Origin of the sequence: Pseudomonas sp. NFACC10-1 (assembly GCF_900119195.1) — a bacterium.
Taxonomy (GTDB): domain Bacteria; phylum Pseudomonadota; class Gammaproteobacteria; order Pseudomonadales; family Pseudomonadaceae; genus Aquipseudomonas; species Aquipseudomonas cerasi.
Genome location: NZ_FPJB01000001.1, coordinates 188,082 through 209,273, shown reverse-complemented (window position 1 = coordinate 209,273; position 21,192 = coordinate 188,082). Strand labels below are relative to the sequence as shown.

Here is a 21,192-nt window from a genome sequence, read left to right as displayed (position 1 = left end):
TGATGACAATAAACGTGAGGGCTTTGCGCCGTGATTCAGTTCCTTTTGAACCAAGAGCTAAAAACCGAGCGCAGCCTGAATCCGAACATGACCGTGCTGACCTACCTGCGTGAGCAGGCACACAAGCCCGGTACCAAGGAAGGTTGTGCCAGTGGTGACTGCGGTGCCTGCACCGTCGTGGTGGGCGAGTTGCACAGTGACGCTGACGGCGAGCAAACGCTGCGTTATCGCAGCCTCAATTCGTGCCTGACATTTATGGCGTCGCTGCACGGCAAGCAATTGATCAGCGTCGAAGACCTCAGGCATCAGGGCCAGTTGCACAGCGTGCAGAAGGCGATGGTCGAGTGTCATGGCTCGCAATGCGGCTTTTGTACCCCGGGCTTTGTGATGTCGCTGTTTGCCCTGCAAAAGAACAGCAGCGAAGCCGATGCCCATCAGGCCCACGAAGCCCTGGCCGGCAACCTGTGTCGCTGCACCGGCTACCGCCCTATTCTGGCCGCTGCCGAGCAGTCTTGCGCGCAGCGCCTGCCGGATCAGTTCGATCAACGCCAGGCGCAGACCGTCGAACGCTTGCGCGCCATCGCTCCGGCCGGCACCGATGAACTGAATGACGGCGAAAAACGCTGCTTCATTCCGCTGACCGTGGCGGATCTGGCGGACCTCTACGACAGCCATCCGCAGGCGCGCCTGCTGGCCGGAGGCACCGATCTGGCTCTGGAAGTCACGCAGTTTCACAAACAGTTGCCGGTGATGATTTACGTCGGACACATCGACGAGATGAAGGGCGTGAAGCGTTTCGACGACCGCCTGGAGATCGGCGCAGCGACTCCGCTGACCGATTGTTATGCCGCACTCAAGGCCGAGTACCCGGACTTTGGCGAGTTACTGCAGCGCTTCGCCTCGTTGCAGATCCGCAATCAGGGCACGCTGGGTGGCAACATCGGCAACGCCTCCCCCATCGGCGATTCCCCGCCGCTGCTGATCGCCCTTGGCGCGCAGGTCGTGCTGCGCAAAGGCAACAGTCAGCGTACTTTGGCGCTGGAAGACTATTTCATCGACTACAAGGTCACGGCCCGCCAGGAAAGCGAGTTCATCGAAAAGATCATCGTGCCCACCGCCACATCGCGGCAGATCTTCCGCGCCTATAAAGTCTCCAAGCGGCTGGATGACGACATCTCGGCGGTCTGCGCGGCTTTTCGCCTGACCCTGGAAGATGGCGTGGTCCACGAGGCTCGCGTAGCGTTCGGCGGCATGGCGGCGATTCCGAAACGTGCAGCGGCCTGCGAAGAGGCGCTGATCGGGCAACCATGGAGCCATGCAACCGTCGAACGCGCCTGCACTGCACTGAGCGAGGATTTCACTCCGCTGTCGGATTTCCGTGCAAGCAAGGAGTACCGCCTGTTGAGCGCGCAAAACCTGCTGCGCAAGTACTTCATCGAGTTACAGACCCCAGCCGTTCCAACGCGGGTGACTGACTATGTCTGAGCATTCCCCACACCTCACCCAGGCCGAGATGCTTGCAGTATTTCAACAAGGCCTGAACACCGGCGTCGGCCGCAGCGTCAAGCACGACAGTGCCGACAAGCACGTGTCCGGCGAAGCGGTGTACATTGACGATCGCCTGGAATTTCCCAACCAGTTGCACGTGTACGCACGTCTTTCCGAGCGTGCCCATGCGCGTATCGTCAGCATCGATACCTCGCCCTGCTACGCCTTCGAAGGTGTACGCATCGCGATTACCCATCAGGATATTCCGGGGCTCAAGGACATCGGGCCGTTGCTGCCCGGCGACCCACTGCTGGCCATCGATAAGGTGGAGTTCGTCGGGCAACCGGTGCTCGCCGTGGCGGCTCGCGACCTGGACATTGCACGCCAGGCGGCCATGGCGGCGATCATCGAATACGAAGACCTGGAACCGGTGCTGGATGTGGTCCAGGCCCTGCGCCAGAAACACTTCGTGCTCGACAGCCATACGCACAAGCGTGGCGACTCTGCCGCTGCGCTGGCGAGCGCAACCCACCGCCTGCAGGGCAACCTGCACATTGGCGGCCAGGAACATTTTTACCTGGAAACCCAGATCTCGTCGGTAATGCCGACCGAAGACGGCGGCATGATCGTCTATTGCTCGACCCAGAACCCCACGGAAATCCAGAAGCTGGTGTCCGAGGTGCTGGGCGTGCCAATGAACCGCATCGTGGTCGACATGCGGCGCATGGGCGGTGGTTTTGGCGGCAAGGAAACCCAGGCGGCCAGCCCGGCCTGCCTGTGCGCCGTGATTGCCCGCTTGACCGGCCAGCCCACCAAGATGCGCCTGCAACGCTTCGAAGACATGCAGATGACCGGCAAGCGCCACCCGTTCTACATCGAGTACGACGTGGGTTTCGATGATGACGGTCGCTTGCAGGGCATACAACTGGATCTGGCCGGCAACTGCGGCTATTCGCCGGACCTGTCGGCGTCCATCGTCGACCGCGCCATGTTTCATGCCGACAACGCCTATTACCTCGGTGAAGCCACCGTCAACGGCCACCGCTGCAAGACGCACACCGCCTCCAACACCGCCTACCGGGGCTTTGGCGGCCCGCAGGGCATGGTCGCCATCGAAGAGGTCATGGACTGCATTGCACGTTTCCTGGGCAAGGACCCGCTGCACGTGCGCAAGGCCAACTATTACGGCAAGACCGAGCGTAACGTCACCCACTATTACCAGACGGTCGAACACAACCTGCTGGAAGAGATGACCGCCGACCTCGAGCAAAGCAGCCAGTACGCCGAGCGCCGCGAAGCGATTCATGCGTTCAATGCCGGCAGCCCGGTGCTGAAAAAAGGCCTGGCGCTGACGCCGGTCAAGTTCGGTATCTCGTTTACCGCCAGTTTTCTCAATCAGGCCGGTGCGCTGATTCATATCTACACCGACGGCAGCATCCACCTGAACCATGGCGGCACCGAAATGGGCCAGGGCTTGAACACCAAGGTTGCGCAGGTCGTGGCCGAGGTGTTCCAGGTGGACATCGAGCGCATCCAGATCACCGCGACCAACACAGACAAGGTGCCCAACACCTCGCCCACTGCCGCTTCGAGCGGTACGGACCTGAACGGTAAGGCGGCACAGAATGCCGCTGAAATCCTCAAGCAAAGGCTGGTGGAGTTTGCCGCCAGGCACTATCAGGTGAGCGAAGCGGACGTCGAGTTCCGCAATGGCCATGTGCGGATCGGCGAGCTGTTCCTGCCGTTCGCCGAACTGGCGCAATTGGCATGGATGGGCCAGGTGTCGCTGTCCAGCACCGGCTATTACAAGACGCCGAAGATTTTTTACGACCGCAGCCAGGCGCGTGGCCGGCCGTTCTATTACTACGCCTTTGGCGCAGCCTGCGTGGAAGTCATCGTCGATACGCTGACCGGCGAATACAAGATGTTGCGCACCGACATCCTGCACGACGTCGGCGCGTCGCTTAACCCGGCCATCGATATCGGTCAGGTCGAAGGCGGCTACATTCAAGGCGCCGGCTGGCTGACCACCGAGGAACTGGTGTGGAATGACAAGGGCAAGCTGATGACCAGCGGCCCGGCGTCCTACAAGATCCCGGCAGTGGCGGACATGCCGCTCGATCTGCGCATCAAGCTGGTAGAGAACCGCAAGAACCCGGAAGACACGGTGTTTCATTCCAAGGCCGTCGGCGAGCCGCCGTTCATGCTCGGCATCGCCGCCTGGTGCGCGATCAAGGACGCCGTGGCGAGCCTGGGTGACTACCGTCATCAACCAAACATCGACGCCCCGGCGACGCCGGAAAAAGTGCTGTGGGGCTGTGAACAGATGCGCCAGAACAGCGCCGCGCGTCGCGCATCCAGCGAAGGCGCCGAGCCGATTGTTTCCGCCTCTTCGCGGGCAAGTGAAGCTTCGCCAGGCTCGCCCTTACCTATTCAGGATGCCCCCGTGGGAGCCAGCTTGCTCGCGAAGGCGCCTGGCCTGGATCACTCTGTCCTGGAGCAGAAATGAACAACTGGATCAGCGCCCTGGCCGAGCTGCAGGCCCGTGGTGAACCCGGCATTCTGGTGACGATCATCGAGGAGCTGGGCTCCACGCCGCGCAATGCCGGATCGAAAATGGTGGTCTGCGCCGAGCGCATCCACGACACCATCGGTGGCGGCCACCTGGAATACAAGGCCATGGAGATCGCCCGCGAGATGCTTGCCAGCGGCACACGGCAGACGCGCCTGGAACGTTTCAACCTGGGTGCAAGCCTGGGCCAGTGCTGCGGCGGCGTGAACGTGCTGTTGTTCGAACCGATGGGCGAGCCCGTCGCGCAGATCGCCGTGTTCGGTGCCGGTCATGTCGGCCGCGCGCTGGTGCCGCTGCTGGCCAGCCTGCCCTGCCGGGTGCGCTGGATCGACAGCCGCGAGCATGAATTCCCCGAGTCGATGCCCGATGGCGTGATCAAGATCGTCAATGACGAGCCGGTCGACGAGGTCGCGCAACTGCCTGTGGGCACCTATTGCGTCGTGATGACCCACAACCATCAACTGGATCTGGAACTGACGGCCGCCATCCTCGGGCGTGGTGACTTCGGTTACTTCGGACTGATCGGCTCGAAAACCAAACGGGTCAAGTTCGAACATCGCTTGCGGGAACGCGGTTTCGACGCCAGTCTGCTGCAACGCATGCGTTGCCCGATGGGCCTGGCCGAGGTCAAAGGCAAGCTGCCCATCGAGATCGCGGTGTCGATCGCCGCGGAAATAATCGCCACTTACAATGTCAGCTTTGGCCAACACACCGCCAACGCCGAACCTATCGCCAGACTGCTGCCTGCATCGCGCCGCAGTCAGTCGCAATGAGTCACAACGAGAGTGCCATGAGTTCAGTTTCCCGCCGTAAAGCCTACCGCGCCGCCATCGTTCACAGCCTCGCCGACCCGGCCGAAGTGGCGCTGGAGGCATCCTGTGAATACTTTGCCGACGGCTTGCTGCTGGTCGAGCACGGCAAGATCGTTTCGGTGGGTCACGCTGCCGATCTGCTGGAGCGCCTCGACGACGATGTCGAGCTGATCGAGTACCCGGACGCACTGATCACACCGGGGTTCATCGACACCCATATTCACTTGCCGCAAACCGGCATGATCGGCTCCTACGGCGAGCAGTTGCTGGACTGGCTCAACACCTACACCTTCCCCTGCGAAAGCCAGTTCGCCGACCCCGCGCATTCAGCACAGGTGGCCGACATCTTCATCAAGGAACTGCTGCGCAATGGTACAACCACGGCACTGGTGTTCGGCAGCGTGCACAAGGAATCGGTCGAGGCGTTTTTCAGCGCGGCGCAGGCACTTGATCTGCGCATGATCGCCGGCAAGGTGATGATGGACCGCAATGCGCCGGACTACCTGGTCGATACGCCAGAATCCGGGTATGCCGACAGCAAGGCGTTGATCGAGCGCTGGCATGGCAAAGGGCGTTTGAGCTACGCAGTGACCCCACGATTCGCGCCAACCAGTAGCCCGGAGCAGTTGAGTCTGGCCGGCCAGTTGCTGACCGAATACCCCGGCCTGTACCTGCAGACCCACATCAGCGAGAACCTTCAGGAGATCGAGTGGGTCAAGGCGCTGTTCCCGGAGCGCAAGCATTACCTGGACGTCTACGATCACTTCAACCTGCTCGGCGAGCGCTCGGTGTTCGCCCATGGCGTGCACCTGTGCGACGAACAATGCGCCCGACTGGCGCAGACCGGTTCGGCGATTGCTTTCTGCCCGACCTCCAACCTGTTTCTGGGCAGCGGCCTGTTCAACTTGCCGATGGCCGAGAAGCACAAGGTGAATGTCGGTCTGGGCACCGACGTGGGCGGCGGCACCAGTTTTTCGATTCTGCAGACCCTAAACGAGGCCTACAAGGTCATGCAGATGCAGGGCGCGCGGCTCAATCCGTTCAAGTCGCTGTACCTGGCGACGCTGGGCGGCGCGCGGGCACTGCGCCTGGAAGACAAGGTCGGCAACCTGAAGCCGGGCAACGAGGCTGACTTCCTGGTGCTCGACTACAACGCCACCCCGCTGCTGTCGTATCGTTTGAAGCAAGCCAAAGGCATCGAAGAGATTCTGTTCGTGCTGATGACGATTGGTGATGACCGGACTGTAAAGCAGACCTGGTCAGGTGGGCGATTGGTGCATGAGCGGAGTTGAACCTGCTCTCAGGACAACTCTCGCCACTCACGCTCCAGCGTGGGAATGCAGGTCTCGACGCTCTGCGTCGCCAAGAGGACGCAGAGCGTCCGGAACGGCATGACGACGCGGAGCGTCGCACGATAATCGGATTGTCTGTTCAGACCGACGCAGAACATCAGCACGATAGTTGAGACGATCGTTCCTCACGCTCCGCGTGGGAATGCAGGTCTCGACGCTCTGCGTCGCCAAGAGGACGCAGAGCGTCCGGAACGGCATGACGACGCGGAGCGTCGCACGATAATCGGATTGTCTGTTCAGACCGACGCAGGACATCAGCACGATAGTTGAGATGATCGTTCCTCACGCTCCGCGTGGGAATGCAGGTCGCGACGCTCTGCGTCGCCAAGAGGACGCAGAGCGTCCGGAACGGCATGACGACGCGGAGCGTCGCACGATAATCGGATTGTCTGTTCAGACCGACGCAGAACATCAGCACGATAGTTGAGATGATCGTTCCTCACGCTCCGCGTGGGAATGCAGGTCGCGACGCTCTGCGTCGTACGATAATTGTTCATCCACACAGCCTCAACGCCCCGGTTTTTTCCGGCCCATGACGTGCGAGAACACCGCATGCAAATCATCCGTGGCGCTGTCTTCGTCAAGGTTGAGTTTGCTGTCGATGTGGTCCATGTGATGCATCATCAATTCGACGGCCAGTGCCGCATTGCGGGCTTCGATGGCGTCGATCAACTGGTTGTGCTCATCGTAGGAACAGTGCGTGCGATTGCCGGTTTCGTACTGGGCAATGATCAGCGAGGTCTGCGACACCAGGCTGCGCTGGAAGCTGATCAGCGGCGCGTTTCTAGCGGCCACGGCCAACTGAAGATGGAATTCGCCGGACAAACGAATACCGGCACCCCGATCACCGCGGGCGAAGCTGTCGCGCTCGTCGCTGACCATCTGGCGCAGCTCGGCCAGTTGCTCGGCAGTAGCGTGCTCGACCGCCAGTTCAGTGATTGCCTTCTCGACCATACGCCGGGCGAAAAACACCTGCCGCGCCTCTTCAACGCTGGGGCTGGCGACCACCGCGCCACGGTTGGGGCGCAGCAACACGACGCCCTCATGGCCCAACCGCGACAGGGCGCGACGAATGATGGTACGGCTCACACCGAAAATCTCGCCCAGCGCCTCTTCACTCAATTTGGTACCCGGCGCCAGCCGCTGTTCCAGAATGGCATCGAAGACATGTTCGTAAACGACATCGTCCTGCGTGACGTTACGGCTTGAGCCAAGGCTGCGCGGCTGTTTCTTGAGGGGCAGGGACTGGTCGTTCATGGGCACTCGTGCGCAGGTGGATGACGGCATCGGGACTGGCGCATTGTACACAGGGCAAAAGCGCAGACACGCGCAAAAAAAAGCCCGCAGTGTGGGCGGGCAAGAGGTATTCAGCTGCCCCTGTACGTCGAGTAGCTGTATGGCGAGATTAACAGCGGCACATGAAAGTGTTCCTGACCTGCATCAATGCCGAAGCGCAGCACCACCTCATCGAGAAAGGCAGGCTCATTCAGGGCCACGCCCCGCGCGCGGTAATAATCGCCAGCCTTGAAGTGCAACTGATAGACGCCGGATTGATAGGCCTCACCCTGCAGCAGCGGCGCATCGCAACGCCCGTCGCTATTGGTGAGCGCACTGACAACGTGCAGCAGTTGCTGGCCTTCGACCCGGTACAGCTCGATGCGGATGGCGCTGCCTGGGCAGCCGTGGGCGGCATCCAGTACATGTGTGGTCAATTTTCCCAAAACTTCACTCCTCACATCCGGCCATGGTCAAGCAGCGCACCAATGAGGTGCTCTACATCGTGCGATTGCGACCGATTAAGACACTTTCGGGAAAAGCTGTACACAATAAATTCCTGATCGTTCAACAGCCCGTGGCCAGGACGCCGGCTGGGCGCAGGATTGGCCAGAGATATAGGAAGCAGAGGAAAAATATCAGGTTTTTTACGATTAGCTGACCAGTCAGGCAGGTTTCTTGCTTGTTTTACGCTTATCGAGACGCTTCGGTGCAGAAACGTACAGGGTTACAAGCTGAAAACAAAATTGTATACAATCTTGACCCAACAGTGCCTTGACCGCTCTTGGCATTGCACCTGACTTAACGCATCCAACGCACCCCATGTAGAAAAAGGAAGCTTGCAGTGAGCGCTGACTACCCACGCGACCTGATCGGTTACGGCAACAACCCGCCTCACCCACGTTGGCCGGGTAATGCGCGCATTGCCTTGTCTTTCGTGCTGAATTACGAGGAAGGTGGCGAGCGCAATATTCTGCATGGCGACAAGGAATCAGAAGCCTTTCTGTCCGAGATGGTTGCCGCGCAGCCACTCCAGGGCCAGCGCAACATGAGCATGGAGTCGCTGTACGAGTACGGCAGCCGCGCCGGTGTGTGGCGCATTCTCAAGCTGTTCAGGCAGTTCGATATCCCCCTGACCATTTTTGCCGTGGCCATGGCTGCGCAACGTCATCCGGATGTAATCCGCGCCATGGTCGCCGAAGGTCATGAGATCTGCAGCCACGGCTATCGCTGGATCGACTACCAGAACATGGACGAAGCCCAGGAGCGTGAGCACATGCGCCAGGCGATCCAGATCCTCACCGACATCAGCGGCGAACGGCCGTTGGGCTGGTACACCGGGCGCACCGGCCCCAACACCCGGCGCCTGGTCATGGAGGAAGGCGGGTTTCTCTATGATTGCGACACCTACGACGACGACCTGCCGTACTGGGAGCCGAACAACCCGACCGGTAAGCCTCATCTGGTGATTCCGTACACCCTGGACACCAACGACATGCGTTTCACCCAGGTGCAGGGCTTCAACAATGGCGAGCAGTTCTTTCAGTACCTCAAGGATGCGTTCGACGTGCTGTATGCCGAAGGCGAAGACGCACCGAAGATGCTTTCCATCGGCCTGCATTGCCGCCTGATCGGCCGCCCCGCCCGCCTCGCCGCACTCAAGCGTTTCATCGAGTACGCCAAAGGCCATGAGCAGGTGTGGTTTACCCGTCGTGTCGATATCGCCCGGCACTGGCACACTGAACATCCGTTTACCGGCAAGGCCGAGCAATGAGCACGTTCAAGACACTGACACCTTCAAGCCTGGGCCGGGAGGCGTTCATCGCGGCCTTTGCCGATATCTACGAACACTCACCGTGGGTCGCGCAGCAAGCGTTCGACCAAAGCACAGGCGCGCATCTCGATCAGGTCGAGACCCTTCACGCACGCATGAGCGAGATCCTGCTGGGTGCCACACACGAGCAACAACTGGCACTGATCAATGCCCACCCGGACCTGGCAGGCAAGGCTGCCGTCCAGGGCGAGCTGACTCAGGCCAGTACCGATGAACAGGCCGGCGCCGGTATCCACCACTGCACGCCTGAGGAGTTCCAGCGCTTTACCGAGCTGAACGAGGCTTACAAGGCCCGCTTCGGCTTTCCGTTCATCATGGCGGTCAAGGGCAGCGACAGGCACAAAATTCTGGCAGCGTTCGAACAACGCATCCACCACTCGCCCGAGGCCGAGTTTGCTTGCGCCCTGGCCGAGATCAACAAGATCGCACTGTTTCGTCTACAGGCGCTTTGAGCGTCGCAGTCATAACCGTATTCAGAAGGCAGACAAAGAGCATGAAAGTTTACGCCGCACCGTTCGAGAAGTTCGTGAACCTGGCCGACGCACGTCTGGGCACCAAAATCCTTTCGGTCACCGATGACTGGTTCGCCGACGCCAACCGGCTGTTCCAGCCGACCCCGGCCGTCTGGAAAGAAGGCGTGTTCGACGACAACGGCAAGTGGATGGACGGCTGGGAGTCGCGCCGCAAGCGTTTCGAAGGGTACGACAGCGCAGTGATTCGCCTCGGTGTGGCAGGAACCATCAAGGGTGTGGACATCGACACCTCGTTTTTCACCGGCAACTTCCCGCCTTCCGCGTCGCTGGAGGCGTGCTTCCTGGCGTCGGGCGAGCCCGATGAAAACACTGCCTGGACCGAAGTGCTGCCGTCTGTGGAGCTGCAAGGCAACAGCCATCATTACCACGAGATCAGCAACGATCAGGCGTTCAGCCACCTGCGCTTCAACATCTACCCGGATGGCGGCGTCGCGCGTCTGCGCGTGTACGGTGTACCGCATCGCGACTGGTCGAAAGTCAGCGAGGACGAGCAGATCGATCTGGTTGCAGCGCTCAATGGCGGCCGATCGATTGCCTGCTCCGATGAGCATTACGGCAGCATGAGCAATATCCTCAACCCTGGGCGCGGTGTGAACATGGGCGACGGCTGGGAAACCGCGCGCCGCCGCACACCCGGCAACGATTGGGTGATTGTGGCACTCGGGCATAAGGGCGAAGTCGAGAAAGTCATCGTCGATACCCTGCACTTCAAAGGTAACTACCCGGACAGCTGCTCGATTCAGGGCGCTCTGGTCAAGGGTGGCACCGACAGCCAGATCGAAACCCAGAGCCTGTTCTGGCGCGAGTTGCTGCCCAGCCAGAAGCTGACCATGCACGCAGAACACGAGTTCGCCGAGCAGATCAAGGCGATCGGCCCGATCACCCACATCCGCCTGAACGTATTCCCGGACGGGGGCGTGAGCCGCCTGCGAGTACTGGGCAAGGTGGCCAGGTAACAACGCGTCGGAAGTCAGCAGAAGGCAACAGGCTATCGTTCCCACGCTCTGCGTGGGAATGCAGTTCCGGACGCTCTGCGTCCAGTCTTGAGTATGTGTGGCGCGGCGTAGAGTTGTGACGCAGAGCGTCACGAAATGCATGCCAACGCAGAGCATTGGCACGATAGTCATCAATACGAATGTGCAAACGACCCACCCTCAAAACCATTGAAGAAGAACCCGCATGCGCAAACTGATAATCGAGCCACTGACCAAGGAAGCCTTTGCGCCATTCGGTGATGTGATTGAAACCGACGGCAGCGATCACTTCATGATCAATAACGGCTCGACCATGCGCTTTCATCGTCTGGCTGATGTGCAGACCGCGCAGCCGGAAGACAAGGCGATCATCAGCATCTTCCGCGCCGAAGCGCTGCCGATGCCGTTGACCATCGGCATGCTGGAGCGTCATCCGCTGGGCAGTCAGGCGTTCGTGCCGTTGCTCGGCAACCCCTTTCTGATCGTGGTCGCGCCGGTTGGCGATGTGCCTGAATCAGAGCTGACCCGCGCCTTCGTGTCGAACGGCAGGCAGGGTGTCAATTACCATCGCGGCGTCTGGCACCATCCGGTGCTGACGATCGAAAAGCGGGATGACTTCCTGGTGGTTGATCGCAGTGGCGAAGGCAACAACTGCGACGAGCATTACTTTGCCGAGAGCCAGTTGCTGGTTCTCGATCCCCACCCACTGGAAGGGTAAACACCGTGCTGGCACATATGATGGAATGGCTGAATCTGGGCGTGCGCTGGATTCACATGATTGTCGGCGTCGCCTGGATCGGCGCATCGTTCTACTTCGTCTGGCTGGAGAACAACCTCAACCGCAGTAACCCGCGTGAAGGCCTGTCGGGTGATCTGTGGGCGATCCACGGCGGCGGCATCTACCACTTGGAGAAGTACAAGCTCGCACCGCCGACCATGCCGGAGAATCTGCACTGGTTCAAATGGGAAGCCTATTCGACCTGGCTGTCAGGGGTCGCGCTGTTGTGCGTGGTGTTCTACGCCAACCCGACGCTGTACCTGCTGGCACCGGGCAGCAGCCTGAGTGGTGCCGAGGGCGTGCACATCGGCCTGGGTTCGTTGTTCGTCGGCTGGTTCATCTACAGCTTTCTGTGTGACTCGCCACTGGGCAAGCGCCCTGCCCTGCTGGGCGTGGTCCTGTTCGTGCTGCTGGTCGCGGCGGCATACGGGTTCAGCAAAGTGTTCAGCGGTCGCGGTGCCTATCTGCATGTGGGCGCGATCATGGGCACCATCATGGTCGGCAACGTGTTCCGCATCATCATGCCGGCCCAGCGCGCGCTGGTAGCCGCCATTGCCGAGAACCGTACGCCGGACCCAAGCCTGCCGGCAAAGGGCCTGTTACGTTCACGGCACAACAACTACTTCACTCTGCCTGTGCTGTTCATCATGATCAGCAATCACTTTCCAAGCACTTACGGCAGTGAGTACAACTGGCTGATTCTCGCAGGCATCGCGCTGCTGGCCGTGCTGGTCCGCCATTACTTCAATACGCGGCACAACAGCCACCGCTTCGCCTGGACCCTGCCGGTCGCGGCGCTGGGCATGCTGTGCCTGGCGTATGTCACCGGCCCTGCGCAACCACCGGCCAGGATCGTCTATCAGCCACTGCCCGGTACAGCGGTCGGCGGTCATCGGGCTGATGAGCAACCTGCGCAACCCGCCGCTGCGCCTGCCCAGGCAGCGTCTGCCCAGCCCGAACCTGCCAAGGTGGCAGGTGCAGACTTCAACACGGTGCACGACGTCATTCGGCAACGTTGCTCGGTCTGTCACTCGGCCACGCCTACCAGTCAGTTGTTCAGCGTCGCTCCGGCCGGCGTGATGTTCGATACGCCTGAGCAGATTCAGCAACAGGCACCGCGTATCAAGGCGCAGGCGATCACCGCGCCGATCATGCCGCTGGGCAATATTACCCAGATGACCCAGCAGGAACGTGATCTGGTAGGCGCCTGGATCGATCAGGGCGCGCACATCAACTGAAGCAACGGGCATTGCCCTGTTTTCGCTCCAGACGCCCTGCTCTGGAGCACTTGAGCACGGCGACGCGAGTCAGTATCCTCCGCCGCCGCTGCCAACCCGCCCACCACTTTCCCGCTAACTGAACCCGACCGGGCGGCCCACTGGCTGAACGGCACGCAGAACGCTGTGCATTGGAAAAAAAGACCTGAAATCGACACTTCGATATCGGTTTGAAGGGTTACTTAAACTTTTTTTCACTGATTGGCGCAGCTCTTGCTAACAACACAAAGCTGACCAGACAGACAAATTATTGCAACCACCGACAAGGCGTCACGCATAGAGCGCCAGTCCGAAAAAATCACGATCTACATCAAGGGGCTCACCGCATGAACCGTACGATTTCCAGTGCATTACTGGCCAGCAGTCTGCTGGCTGCCGCACCCGCCATGGCAGGGGATATCTTCCAGTGGCAGAGTAATAGCCTGACCTATCTCAATGGACGAGACTTTGCTGTCAACCCGGAAAATCAGCAGACCTTTACCTTTGAGCACGCGGACAGCTGGAAGTACGGCGACAACTTCTTCTTCGTCGACAAGATCTTCTACAACGGCAAGAAAGACGCAACCGCTGGCGATAACACCTATTACGGCGAGTTCTCGCCACGCCTGTCGCTGGGCAAGATCTTCGGCCAGAAGTTCGAGTTCGGGCCGATCAGCGATGTGCTGATTGCCGCAACTTACGAGTTCGGTGAAGGCGATAACGAGTCGTACCTGATCGGTCCGGCGTTCGACCTGAAGATACCGGGTTTCGACTACTTCCAGCTTAACTTCTACCAGCGCCAGACCGAAGGCAATCGCCCGGGCGACGGCGTGTGGCAGATCACTCCGGTGTGGTCCTACACCATCCCGTTGGGCAAATCGGATGTGCTGATCGACGGCTTCATGGACTGGGTGGTCGACAACGACAAGACCTCGCGTGGCACTTACCACTCCAACCTGCACTTCAACCCGCAGATCAAGTATGACCTGGGCAAGGCACTGAATTACCCGGAGCGGCAGCTCTACGTGGGTATTGAGTACGACTACTGGACCAACAAATACGGCATCAAGGACACCAGCTCCTTCGACACCGATCAGAACACCGCGAGTTTGCTGGTGAAGGTGTTCTTCTAAGCACGTTGTTTGACGGTGATGACGCTCACTCCCAAGCTCTACGTTACATAGGTCTCTGTGGGAGCGAGCTTGCTCGCGAAGGCGGTGTTTCAGACACCCTTCGGTTGGCTGTACCAGCCCCTTCGCGAGCAAGCTAAGCGTCGCCCGGCTCGCGCCCACGGCCCTGGATCAGAAGTGTGGATGACCGGCTCCACTCACTCCTTCGTAGCTTTCCAGACCTTGCCAACCAGCGTCACGACCAGCACCAGCACGGCACCGGCAATGATCCCGGCAACAGCATCGATCAGCGTCGGAACGATCATCGACAGACCGCCAACCGTACCGGCTGCCGCTTCAGTCACGCCTTCGACCCAATGATGAGCGAACGGCAGACCGTGGACCAGGATCCCGCCGCCGACCATGAACATGGCGGCAGTACCGACGATCGACAGCACTTTCATCAACACCGGTGCCAGCCACAGCAGGCCGGCACCGATCTTTTGTGACACCGAAGCTGCGCTTTTCTTCAGGTACAGGCCCAGGTCGTCGAGTTTGACGATACCGGCCACCAGCCCGTAGACCCCCACGGTAATCAGCACTGCGACGATGACCAGCACACCGACCTGATCCATGAAGGGTCTGGCCGAGACCACGCCCAGCGCGAGCACGATGATTTCCGCGGAAAGAATGAAGTCCGTGCGAATCGCGCCTTTTACGCGCTCCTTTTCGAACGCCACCATGTCCACGGACGCATCCGTCGACGCCTGCTTGCGCTGCTCATGCTCTTCACCGGTTTCGGGATGCAGCCATTTATGGGCGATTTTCTCGAACCCCTCGAAGCACAGAAACGCACCGCCGATCATCAGCAACGGCAGAATCGCCCAGGGTGCGAAGGCGCTGATCAACAGCGCTGCCGGAACCAGAATGGCCTTGTTGAGCAGCGACCCCTTGGCCACGGCCCAGACAACCGGCAATTCGCGATCCGCTGAAACACCGGTGACCTGCTGGGCATTGAGCGCCAGATCATCACCCAGCACACCCGCCGTCTTCTTCGTGGCCAGCGCCACATCATCGAGCAACGTCGCAATATCGTCGAGCAGGGTAAGCAAGCTTCCAGCAGCCAAAATGAAAATCCTTGAGCAAGTAAAAAAAGGAAACGGCGCTGATTGAAGCATGCGCCAGAGTCAATCGTGTGGCAGTCAGCAACTCTGACCTTGGTCAGACGTGAACGTTTGACGCTGCATGCAGCAAACAGGCCACGCCGAAACCCGTCAAATGGGCAACTGTGTCGTGGAAACGACCTGACGCAGCCCCATGAACGAACGGATCTGTCTGACACCGGGCAAGTACAGTAACTGTTCGGCGTGCAGGCGGTTGAAGCTCTGACTGTCCTTGGTGCGCAGCAACATGAAGTAGTCGAACTCGCCGGTGACGACATGAAACTCCATACAGCCGGAAACCTTCTGCGCGGCGGCTTCGAATTGAGCAAATGAATCCGGTGTCGAGCGGTCCAGTACGACACCGATCAGCACCACCATGCCTGCGTCCAGAACATCGCCATTGAGCAACGCCACCACGCCCTTGATCACGCCCGCCTCTTTCAGCCGCTCGACGCGCCGCAGGCACGCAGGCGGACTCAGTTTGACCTTCTCGGCAAGTGCCACATTGGAAATGGACGCGTCACGTTGCAGGGTCTTGAGGATGGCGCGGTCAATCCTGTCCAGCAGCGGCGTCATGTCAGAACCGGACTTTTTAGTTCGTTCATTTATTGCTTTCATAATGAAATTCACACAATAAAAGTCTGTTTAGATGTGTTCAGGCTAACGCTTATTTTGTAGATAGACAATTCTTTGCAACCACGATTATTCGCAGTTTTCCTATGATGGGAGCCATGCCGGGCCGCTCGATAAACACATCGAGTTCCACCTTCAATGCCCGGATCAACTTATCAACGGAGACCCGATATGAACCTGAGCAAGTTCAAGCGCTACCCTCTGACCTTCGGCCCCTCGCCTATTACCCCACTGAAACGCTTGAGTGAGCATCTGGGCGGCAAGGTCGAGCTGTATGCCAAGCGCGAGGATTGCAACAGCGGTCTGGCCTTCGGCGGCAACAAGACCCGCAAACTGGAATACCTGGTGCCGGAAGCCATCGACGGCGGCTACGACACATTGGTGTCGATCGGTGGCATCCAGTCCAACCAGACCCGTCAGGTGGCAGCCGTCGCGGCGCATCTGGGCATGAAGTGCGTGCTGGTTCAGGAGAATTGGGTCAACTATTCCGACGCGTTGTACGACCGGGTCGGCAATATCGAGATGTCGCGCATCATGGGCGCCGATGTGCGCCTGGATTCGGCAGGCTTCGATATTGGCATTCGCCCGAGCTGGGAAAAGGCCATGGCCGACGTCGAGGAAAGCGGCGGCAAACCGTTTCCGATTCCAGCGGGCTGCTCGGAGCACCCTTATGGCGGCCTGGGGTTCGTGCGTTTTGCCGATGAAGTGCGCCAGCAGGAAGAAGAACTGGGCTTCAAGTTCGACTACATCGTGGTCTGCTCGGTAACCGGCAGTACTCACGCAGGCATGCTGGTGGGATTCGCTGCCGATGGCCGGGCACAGCGTGTGATCGGTATCGACGCGTCGGCCAAACCGGAAAAGACCCGCGCGCAGGTTCTGCGTATCGCTCAGAACACCGCAAAACTGGTGGAGCTGGGCCGCGAAATCACCGCCGAAGATGTGGTGCTCGACACCCGCTATGCCTACCCGGAATACGGCCTGCCGAACGATGGCACCCTCGAAGCCATCCGCCTCTGCGCCCGCCTGGAGGGCGTATTGACCGACCCGGTCTACGAAGGCAAATCCATGCACGGCATGATCGACATGGTGCGCAACGGCGAATTCCCCGAAGGCTCGAAAGTGCTCTACGCCCACCTGGGCGGCGTGCCGGCGTTGAATGCCTACAGCTTTCTGTTCAAGGACGGTTGAGCCGAAAGCGTTCCTGCAGTCGATAACACACTTCGGCTGCAGTGTTCCCGGCTAAACCCGAAAATACTTCTGCAGCGCCTGCGCCAGCAGGCTCACCGCCTCGTCGTTCTGCGACGACAGCGAGCGCAGGAAGACGATTTCGTGCTCGGGTATTTCTGGCAGGTCATCAAGAATCTGCATGGCTTCCGTGACCCCGCTCCTATCGATGAGGCTGATCGCCAGCCCCGCTTCCACACAGGCTTTGATCGCCTGGTTGGACGGGCTTTCGAGAACTACACGGGTTTTGCGGCCGTTGTCTTTGAGTGACGCCAGCATGGCTTCACGATAAGGACATTGCGCTGCGTGAATCGCCAGCGGCAACGGGTCCGCAGATCCCAGTGCGGCACTGGCCGGCCCGACCCAGACCGGCTTGGTCGATACCAGAAACTGCGTATCAGCACTCAGCTGCCCTTTGGGTTGCGCGATCACTGCTGTCTGCAACTTGCCGCGCGCAACCTGCTCGCGCAGGGCGTAGCTGGGTGCGGATTTCAACTCCAGCACGACATTGGGCCACGCGGCCGCGAACACTGGCAGGATGTCGCGAATGACATGCACGGCGTACTCATCCGGAACCCCCAGCGTGATGCGTCCGGCCAGATGAGTACCTTGCAGATCCGCCAGCACCCGGTCATGCGTGGACAGCAACTCTGTCGTCGACAACAGCAGGCGCTTGCCCAGTGCCGTCAGCGACACCGCCTGGTTGTCACGGTTGAGCAAGCGCCCGCCCGCTACGGCCTCGAGGCGCTGGATATGCACACTTACTGCTGCCGGGCTTTTATGAAGTTGTTCGGCAGCCGCCGAAAACTTTCCTATCCGCGCCACCGCATGGAAGGTGCGCACCAGTTCGATGTCGAGAATGGCCGTCATGATTCAGATTTCCTGAATAAGTCATGCATTTAATTTTGATTTATTAGACTACGCCGTTTTCGTAACCTGCGTCCATGAACCCATACCTGTCGATTGCTCCGAGCGTCTCGCGGCCTGCCTGGCACCAGGCCATTCCCTTGCCCCTGCTTGAAGCTGCGCTGGTTCTGACCTGGAGTTCGGGCTTCGTCGGCGCACGCTTTTCGCTGGAACATGCGCCGCCGCTGCTGGTGGTGTTCTGGCGCTGTGTGGTGGTCACCCTGATCCTGCTGCCTTTTGTCGCCAGGCAACTGAGATCGATCGCGCCGGCCACGCTGCTGAAAAACGCAGGTATCGGCCTGCTGGCCATGGCCGGCTACGTCGCCGGTGTCACGCAGGGCATTGCGCTGGGCGTGCCCGCCGGACTCGCCGCACTGTTTGCCGATTTGTTGCCCATGGGCATGGCGCTCCTGGCGGCAGTGGTGCTCGGACAACGGCTGGCCTGGCAAATCTGGGCGGGACTGTTGGTCGGGCTGATCGGTGTAGTGCTGGTGACCTACAGCGCGCTGGCGGTAGGTGACGCACCGTTGTGGGCCTACGGCCTGCCGCTGCTGGGCATGTTGTCACTGGCCATCGCGACGCTGTGGCAGAAACAGTCCAGCACCGCACAGCCTATGGCACTGCTGCCCAACCTGTGGCTGCAATGCGCTGTTTCCAGCATGGCCTTCGCGATTATTCAGGGCACACAGGGCAGCCTGGCGCCTGTAGCCAGTACCGGCTTTGCGCTGAGCGTGCTATGGACGGTGGGGCTGGCAACCCTGGGCGGGTACGGACTGTATTGGGTGTGTCTGCGCCGCGCGACGGCGACCCGCGTCGCCAGCGTGCTGTACCTCAGCCCACCGGTGACGATGCTCTGGGCCTGGGCAATGTTCGACGAACCGCTGTCCTGGCAGATGGCGTCAGGCATGGCGGTGTCAGGTATCGGCGTGTGGATGGTGGTGCGGGCGGAACAACGGCAGTCGGCCTCCTGATGGGGTCAGGAGGCCGACTTTGCTTAGGCTCTGTACGAAAAGTGGCTGCGCTCGGTGATGCTTCGTTAAAAACAGGCTCGGAGGCGAGTCCAATCGGAATGCTCATTTACAACACGTAGAGTCGAACGCGACCCCGGCCGTTCCTCGCCTGTTTTTGCCTCGCCTGACCTTCGCTCGCCGACTTTTCGTACAGAGCCTGGCGCAGGTTAAATCTTGAAACGCGCGACCATGCTCTGCAAATCGCTGCCCAGACGGGCCAGCTCGACAGTCGACGCAGCGCTTTGCTCAGTGGCAGAAGCGGACTGATCGGCAATGTCGCGAACGCTGAGTACGCTGCGGTTGATTTCTTCGGTCACGGCGCTCTGTTGCTCGGCCGCGGCGGAAATCTGCTGACTCATCTGTTCGATGGTGCCGATGGACTGGTTGATTTCCACCAGCGCCTGTTCGGCCTGACGAGCCAGCACCACGGTGCCTTCAGTGCGCTGCAGGCTGGCGTCCATCAGGCCCGAGGCGGCGCCTGTACCTTTTTGCAACGCCTGGATCAGCGCTTCGATTTCGGTTGTGGAGTTCTGCGTACGCTGAGCCAGCGAGCGAACTTCGTCAGCCACCACGGCAAAACCGCGACCCTGCTCGCCTGCCCTTGCGGCCTCGATGGCTGCGTTGAGCGCCAGCAGGTTGGTTTGCTCGGCGACCGCCTTGATCACGTCAATCACGCTGCCGATCTTGCCGCTGTCTTCGGTCAGACGCTGCATGGCTTCACCCAATTGCTGCACTTCACCGGCCAATTGCCCGATTTCGCGCGTAGCATGCTGCACCACACTGCTACCGTGAGCAGCGCGCTCGCTGGCCTGTTTGGCGGCTTGCGAAGCGTCTTCGGTGTTGCGCGCCACTTCCTGTACGGTAGAGGCCATTTCGTTCATGGCAGTGGCGACCTGATCGACTTCGTTTTTCTGCAGGGTGACACCCGCGCTGGTCTGCTCGCTGACGGCAGACAATTGTTCGGCCGCCGTGGCGATCTGCGTAACACCGTTGCCGATGCCACCGATCAGGCCGCGCAGCGAAACAGTCATGTGCTGCATGGTGTTCTGCAGCAGGCCCAGTTCGTCCTGGCGGGTGGTGCTGCTGTCATGGGTCAGATCACCGTCGGCAATCCGGCGCGCCGCAATCACGGTGCTGTTCAAAGGCACGGTAATCTGACGCGTGATCAGGAACGCAGCAAAGATGCCGACCAGCAGCACGACCAGCGCTACGCTGAGCAATTGCACCACAGCGGTTTGTTGTTCCTTCTTGGCACTGATGACCTGCAGCGCTGCCAGATCATCGGCACGGGCTGCGGTCGCTACGGATTGCTGTTGCAGATCGTTGCGGATCTGCTCGGTCTGCTGAAGCATGTCCGAAATCGACGACATCAGGACCTTGTATTGTTTCAACGCCACCAGCGCGGCATCCACTGCAGCATTTGCCTCGACAGGCAACTGGCTGCGAGCGGCGTCCACTTGTGCGATCAGGGCGTCGGCGGCCTTATAGGTGGCCTGACGGTTGTCGGCATTCGGAACGCTCAGATAGCGGCGAAACACCAGACGGAAATTGGTCATGCCGTTACGCAGGTCGCCAGCGATCTTGACCTGCCTGATGCCGGTTTCATTTGGCGAGCGCAAGGTGTCGTCAATGGTCTTGTTCAGCAGATTCTCGAAGGTCGCGCTGACGTCATCGGACACCTTGATAATCGGTTTCAACGCCTCGTCGACTTTCTGATTGATGCCGACCAATTGGTCGAAGGTCTGCTTCAGACCGCCCACCTGCTCCTTGATCTCGCGCAGCTTGGCGAGGTTGCTCGAGATCACGAACACCTGCAGGCCCTGATCGACACTGCGGCTCAAGGTATCCAGCGCGCTGGCGTAATTCTGCACACCTGCGGCGGTAGGGCCGGTCGCATAGGCTTGCGCAGCAATCCGGGCATTCAGGACGTCAGCCTTGATCTCGGCGACCTTGCTGCTTTTGCCCATGCGCTCGATCAGCAGGTTGGTGCTGGAGTAGCCAATGACGGTGACGGTCAGTACTCCGAGCAAAATAGCGGCAAAGCCCAGCCCGAGCTTCTTGCTGACTTTCAGATTGTCCAACCATTTTGCGCTCATTGCATGTGTGCCTTTGATTTTTCGGAATACCCGTGAGTCGGCGCTGAAAGATTTAACTTGATAGTTAACGTTATCGGAATCACGCACGCGCCAATCGAAGGCACCCTGAAGCCCATGAATTACGGGGCCGGCGCGCGATGATGAATATTTATTTAAATCGCCTGAGCAGAATTTTTC

General features: G+C 59.9%; 18 protein-coding genes and 1 pseudogene. 12 read left to right on the top strand and 7 right to left on the bottom strand.

Annotated elements, in window-relative coordinates; translation table 11 throughout:
* Window positions 1–30: 30 nt before the first annotated feature.
* The 4 genes from xdhA to guaD are packed head-to-tail and all read left to right on the top strand — an operon-like array spanning window position 31 to window position 6,164.
* Window positions 31–1,485: a xanthine dehydrogenase small subunit gene (gene xdhA, locus BT119_RS00725; RefSeq protein ID WP_072364469.1), complete on the top strand. Its 1,455-nt coding sequence runs from the start codon at window positions 31–33 to the stop codon at window positions 1,483–1,485.
* A complete protein-coding gene (gene xdhB / locus BT119_RS00720) occupies window positions 1,478–3,997 on the top strand; it encodes a xanthine dehydrogenase molybdopterin binding subunit (RefSeq protein ID WP_072364467.1) in 2,520 nt (839 codons plus the stop codon). The genes xdhA and xdhB overlap by 8 nt, the downstream gene beginning before the upstream one ends.
* Complete coding sequence (gene xdhC / locus BT119_RS00715) at window positions 3,994–4,833, top strand: xanthine dehydrogenase accessory protein XdhC (protein WP_044308603.1); 840 nt, start codon at window positions 3,994–3,996, stop codon at window positions 4,831–4,833. The genes xdhB and xdhC overlap by 4 nt, the downstream gene beginning before the upstream one ends.
* Window positions 4,834–4,850: 17 nt before the next feature.
* On the top strand, window positions 4,851–6,164 hold the full coding sequence (gene guaD, locus BT119_RS00710) for a guanine deaminase (protein WP_175550537.1): 1,314 nt from the start codon (window positions 4,851–4,853) through the stop codon (window positions 6,162–6,164).
* A 567-nt stretch (window positions 6,165–6,731) separates the two neighbouring features.
* Here the strand turns inward: guaD and BT119_RS00700 are convergent.
* Together BT119_RS00700 and uraH are read right to left on the bottom strand one after the other, a co-directional pair.
* Complete coding sequence (locus BT119_RS00700) at window positions 6,732–7,481, bottom strand: GntR family transcriptional regulator (protein WP_004413961.1); 750 nt, start codon at window positions 7,479–7,481, stop codon at window positions 6,732–6,734.
* Between the two features lie 110 nt (window positions 7,482–7,591).
* Entirely contained in the window at window positions 7,592–7,945 is a 354-nt protein-coding gene (gene uraH / locus BT119_RS00695) for a hydroxyisourate hydrolase (protein ID WP_044308606.1), read from the bottom strand.
* Window positions 7,946–8,343: 398 nt separating this feature from the next.
* On the opposite strand from uraH, the gene puuE reads away from it, so the two are divergent.
* From puuE to BT119_RS00665, 6 genes are all read left to right on the top strand, one after another.
* Entirely contained in the window at window positions 8,344–9,273 is a 930-nt protein-coding gene (puuE, locus tag BT119_RS00690; protein ID WP_044308607.1) for an allantoinase PuuE, read from the top strand.
* Entirely contained in the window at window positions 9,270–9,785 is a 516-nt protein-coding gene (uraD, locus tag BT119_RS00685) for a 2-oxo-4-hydroxy-4-carboxy-5-ureidoimidazoline decarboxylase (RefSeq protein ID WP_002552800.1), read from the top strand. The genes puuE and uraD overlap by 4 nt, the downstream gene beginning before the upstream one ends.
* Window positions 9,786–9,826: 41 nt before the next feature.
* Window positions 9,827–10,822, top strand: a complete 996-nt coding sequence (alc, locus tag BT119_RS00680; RefSeq protein ID WP_003371441.1) for an allantoicase — start codon at window positions 9,827–9,829, stop codon at window positions 10,820–10,822.
* A gap of 223 nt (window positions 10,823–11,045) precedes the next feature.
* Window positions 11,046–11,558: an ureidoglycolate lyase gene (locus tag BT119_RS00675; RefSeq protein WP_003371439.1), complete on the top strand. Its 513-nt coding sequence runs from the start codon at window positions 11,046–11,048 to the stop codon at window positions 11,556–11,558.
* A 5-nt stretch (window positions 11,559–11,563) separates the two neighbouring features.
* Window positions 11,564–12,856 carry a urate hydroxylase PuuD gene (locus tag BT119_RS00670; RefSeq protein ID WP_004413965.1) on the top strand — a complete coding sequence of 431 codons (1,293 nt, stop codon included), beginning with the start codon at window positions 11,564–11,566 and terminating at the stop codon, window positions 12,854–12,856.
* A gap of 365 nt (window positions 12,857–13,221) precedes the next feature.
* A complete protein-coding gene (locus tag BT119_RS00665; RefSeq protein ID WP_072364459.1) occupies window positions 13,222–14,007 on the top strand; it encodes an outer membrane protein OmpK in 786 nt (261 codons plus the stop codon).
* A gap of 194 nt (window positions 14,008–14,201) precedes the next feature.
* Here the strand turns inward: BT119_RS00665 and BT119_RS00660 are convergent, their stop codons facing one another.
* A complete protein-coding gene (locus BT119_RS00660; protein ID WP_060708848.1) occupies window positions 14,202–15,110 on the bottom strand; it encodes a DUF808 domain-containing protein in 909 nt (302 codons plus the stop codon).
* Between the two features lie 147 nt (window positions 15,111–15,257).
* Complete coding sequence (locus BT119_RS00655) at window positions 15,258–15,764, bottom strand: Lrp/AsnC family transcriptional regulator (protein WP_072364455.1); 507 nt, start codon at window positions 15,762–15,764, stop codon at window positions 15,258–15,260.
* 186 nt (window positions 15,765–15,950) lie between these two features.
* On the opposite strand from BT119_RS00655, the gene BT119_RS00650 reads away from it, so the two are divergent.
* Window positions 15,951–16,967, top strand: a complete 1,017-nt coding sequence (locus BT119_RS00650; protein ID WP_002552793.1) for a 1-aminocyclopropane-1-carboxylate deaminase — start codon at window positions 15,951–15,953, stop codon at window positions 16,965–16,967.
* A 51-nt stretch (window positions 16,968–17,018) separates the two neighbouring features.
* Here BT119_RS00650 and BT119_RS00645 read toward each other — a convergent pair whose 3' ends face one another.
* Entirely contained in the window at window positions 17,019–17,873 is an 855-nt protein-coding gene (locus BT119_RS00645) for a LysR family transcriptional regulator (protein ID WP_054081145.1), read from the bottom strand.
* Window positions 17,874–17,947: 74 nt separating this feature from the next.
* Here BT119_RS00645 and BT119_RS00640 point away from each other — a divergent pair, with 74 nt between their 5' ends.
* A complete protein-coding gene (locus BT119_RS00640; RefSeq protein WP_003371426.1) occupies window positions 17,948–18,880 on the top strand; it encodes a DMT family transporter in 933 nt (310 codons plus the stop codon).
* A gap of 206 nt (window positions 18,881–19,086) precedes the next feature.
* On the opposite strand, the gene BT119_RS27660 is transcribed toward BT119_RS00640, so the two are convergent.
* The gene (locus tag BT119_RS27660; protein WP_371124565.1) at window positions 19,087–19,791 is read right to left on the bottom strand and encodes a methyl-accepting chemotaxis protein; all 705 of its coding nucleotides are present in this window, start codon (window positions 19,789–19,791) and stop codon (window positions 19,087–19,089) included.
* Between the two features lie 201 nt (window positions 19,792–19,992).
* Window positions 19,993–20,886: pseudogene (locus tag BT119_RS27655) on the bottom strand (methyl-accepting chemotaxis protein); the annotation flags it as partial.
* Between the last annotated feature and the right edge of the window lie 306 nt (window positions 20,887–21,192).

What these genes read in the sequence shown, in the direction of transcription:
- xdhB (WP_072364467.1), top strand. Translation starts at nt 1,478, where the DNA reads ATGTCTGAGCATTCCCCACACCTCACCCAGGCCGAGATGCTTGCAGTA.
- xdhC (WP_044308603.1), top strand. Translation starts at nt 3,994, where the DNA reads ATGAACAACTGGATCAGCGCCCTGGCCGAGCTGCAGGCCCGTGGTGAA.
- guaD (WP_175550537.1), top strand. Translation starts at nt 4,851, where the DNA reads ATGAGTTCAGTTTCCCGCCGTAAAGCCTACCGCGCCGCCATCGTTCAC.
- BT119_RS00700 (WP_004413961.1), bottom strand. Translation starts at nt 7,481, where the DNA reads ATGAACGACCAGTCCCTGCCCCTCAAGAAACAGCCGCGCAGCCTTGGC.
- uraD (WP_002552800.1), top strand. Translation starts at nt 9,270, where the DNA reads ATGAGCACGTTCAAGACACTGACACCTTCAAGCCTGGGCCGGGAGGCG.
- alc (WP_003371441.1), top strand. Translation starts at nt 9,827, where the DNA reads ATGAAAGTTTACGCCGCACCGTTCGAGAAGTTCGTGAACCTGGCCGAC.
- BT119_RS00675 (WP_003371439.1), top strand. Translation starts at nt 11,046, where the DNA reads ATGCGCAAACTGATAATCGAGCCACTGACCAAGGAAGCCTTTGCGCCA.
- BT119_RS00665 (WP_072364459.1), top strand. Translation starts at nt 13,222, where the DNA reads ATGAACCGTACGATTTCCAGTGCATTACTGGCCAGCAGTCTGCTGGCT.
- BT119_RS00655 (WP_072364455.1), bottom strand. Translation starts at nt 15,764, where the DNA reads ATGAAAGCAATAAATGAACGAACTAAAAAGTCCGGTTCTGACATGACG.
- BT119_RS00650 (WP_002552793.1), top strand. Translation starts at nt 15,951, where the DNA reads ATGAACCTGAGCAAGTTCAAGCGCTACCCTCTGACCTTCGGCCCCTCG.
- BT119_RS00645 (WP_054081145.1), bottom strand. Translation starts at nt 17,873, where the DNA reads ATGACGGCCATTCTCGACATCGAACTGGTGCGCACCTTCCATGCGGTG.
- BT119_RS00640 (WP_003371426.1), top strand. Translation starts at nt 17,948, where the DNA reads ATGAACCCATACCTGTCGATTGCTCCGAGCGTCTCGCGGCCTGCCTGG.
- BT119_RS27660 (WP_371124565.1), bottom strand. Translation starts at nt 19,791, where the DNA reads ATGGCCTCTACCGTACAGGAAGTGGCGCGCAACACCGAAGACGCTTCG.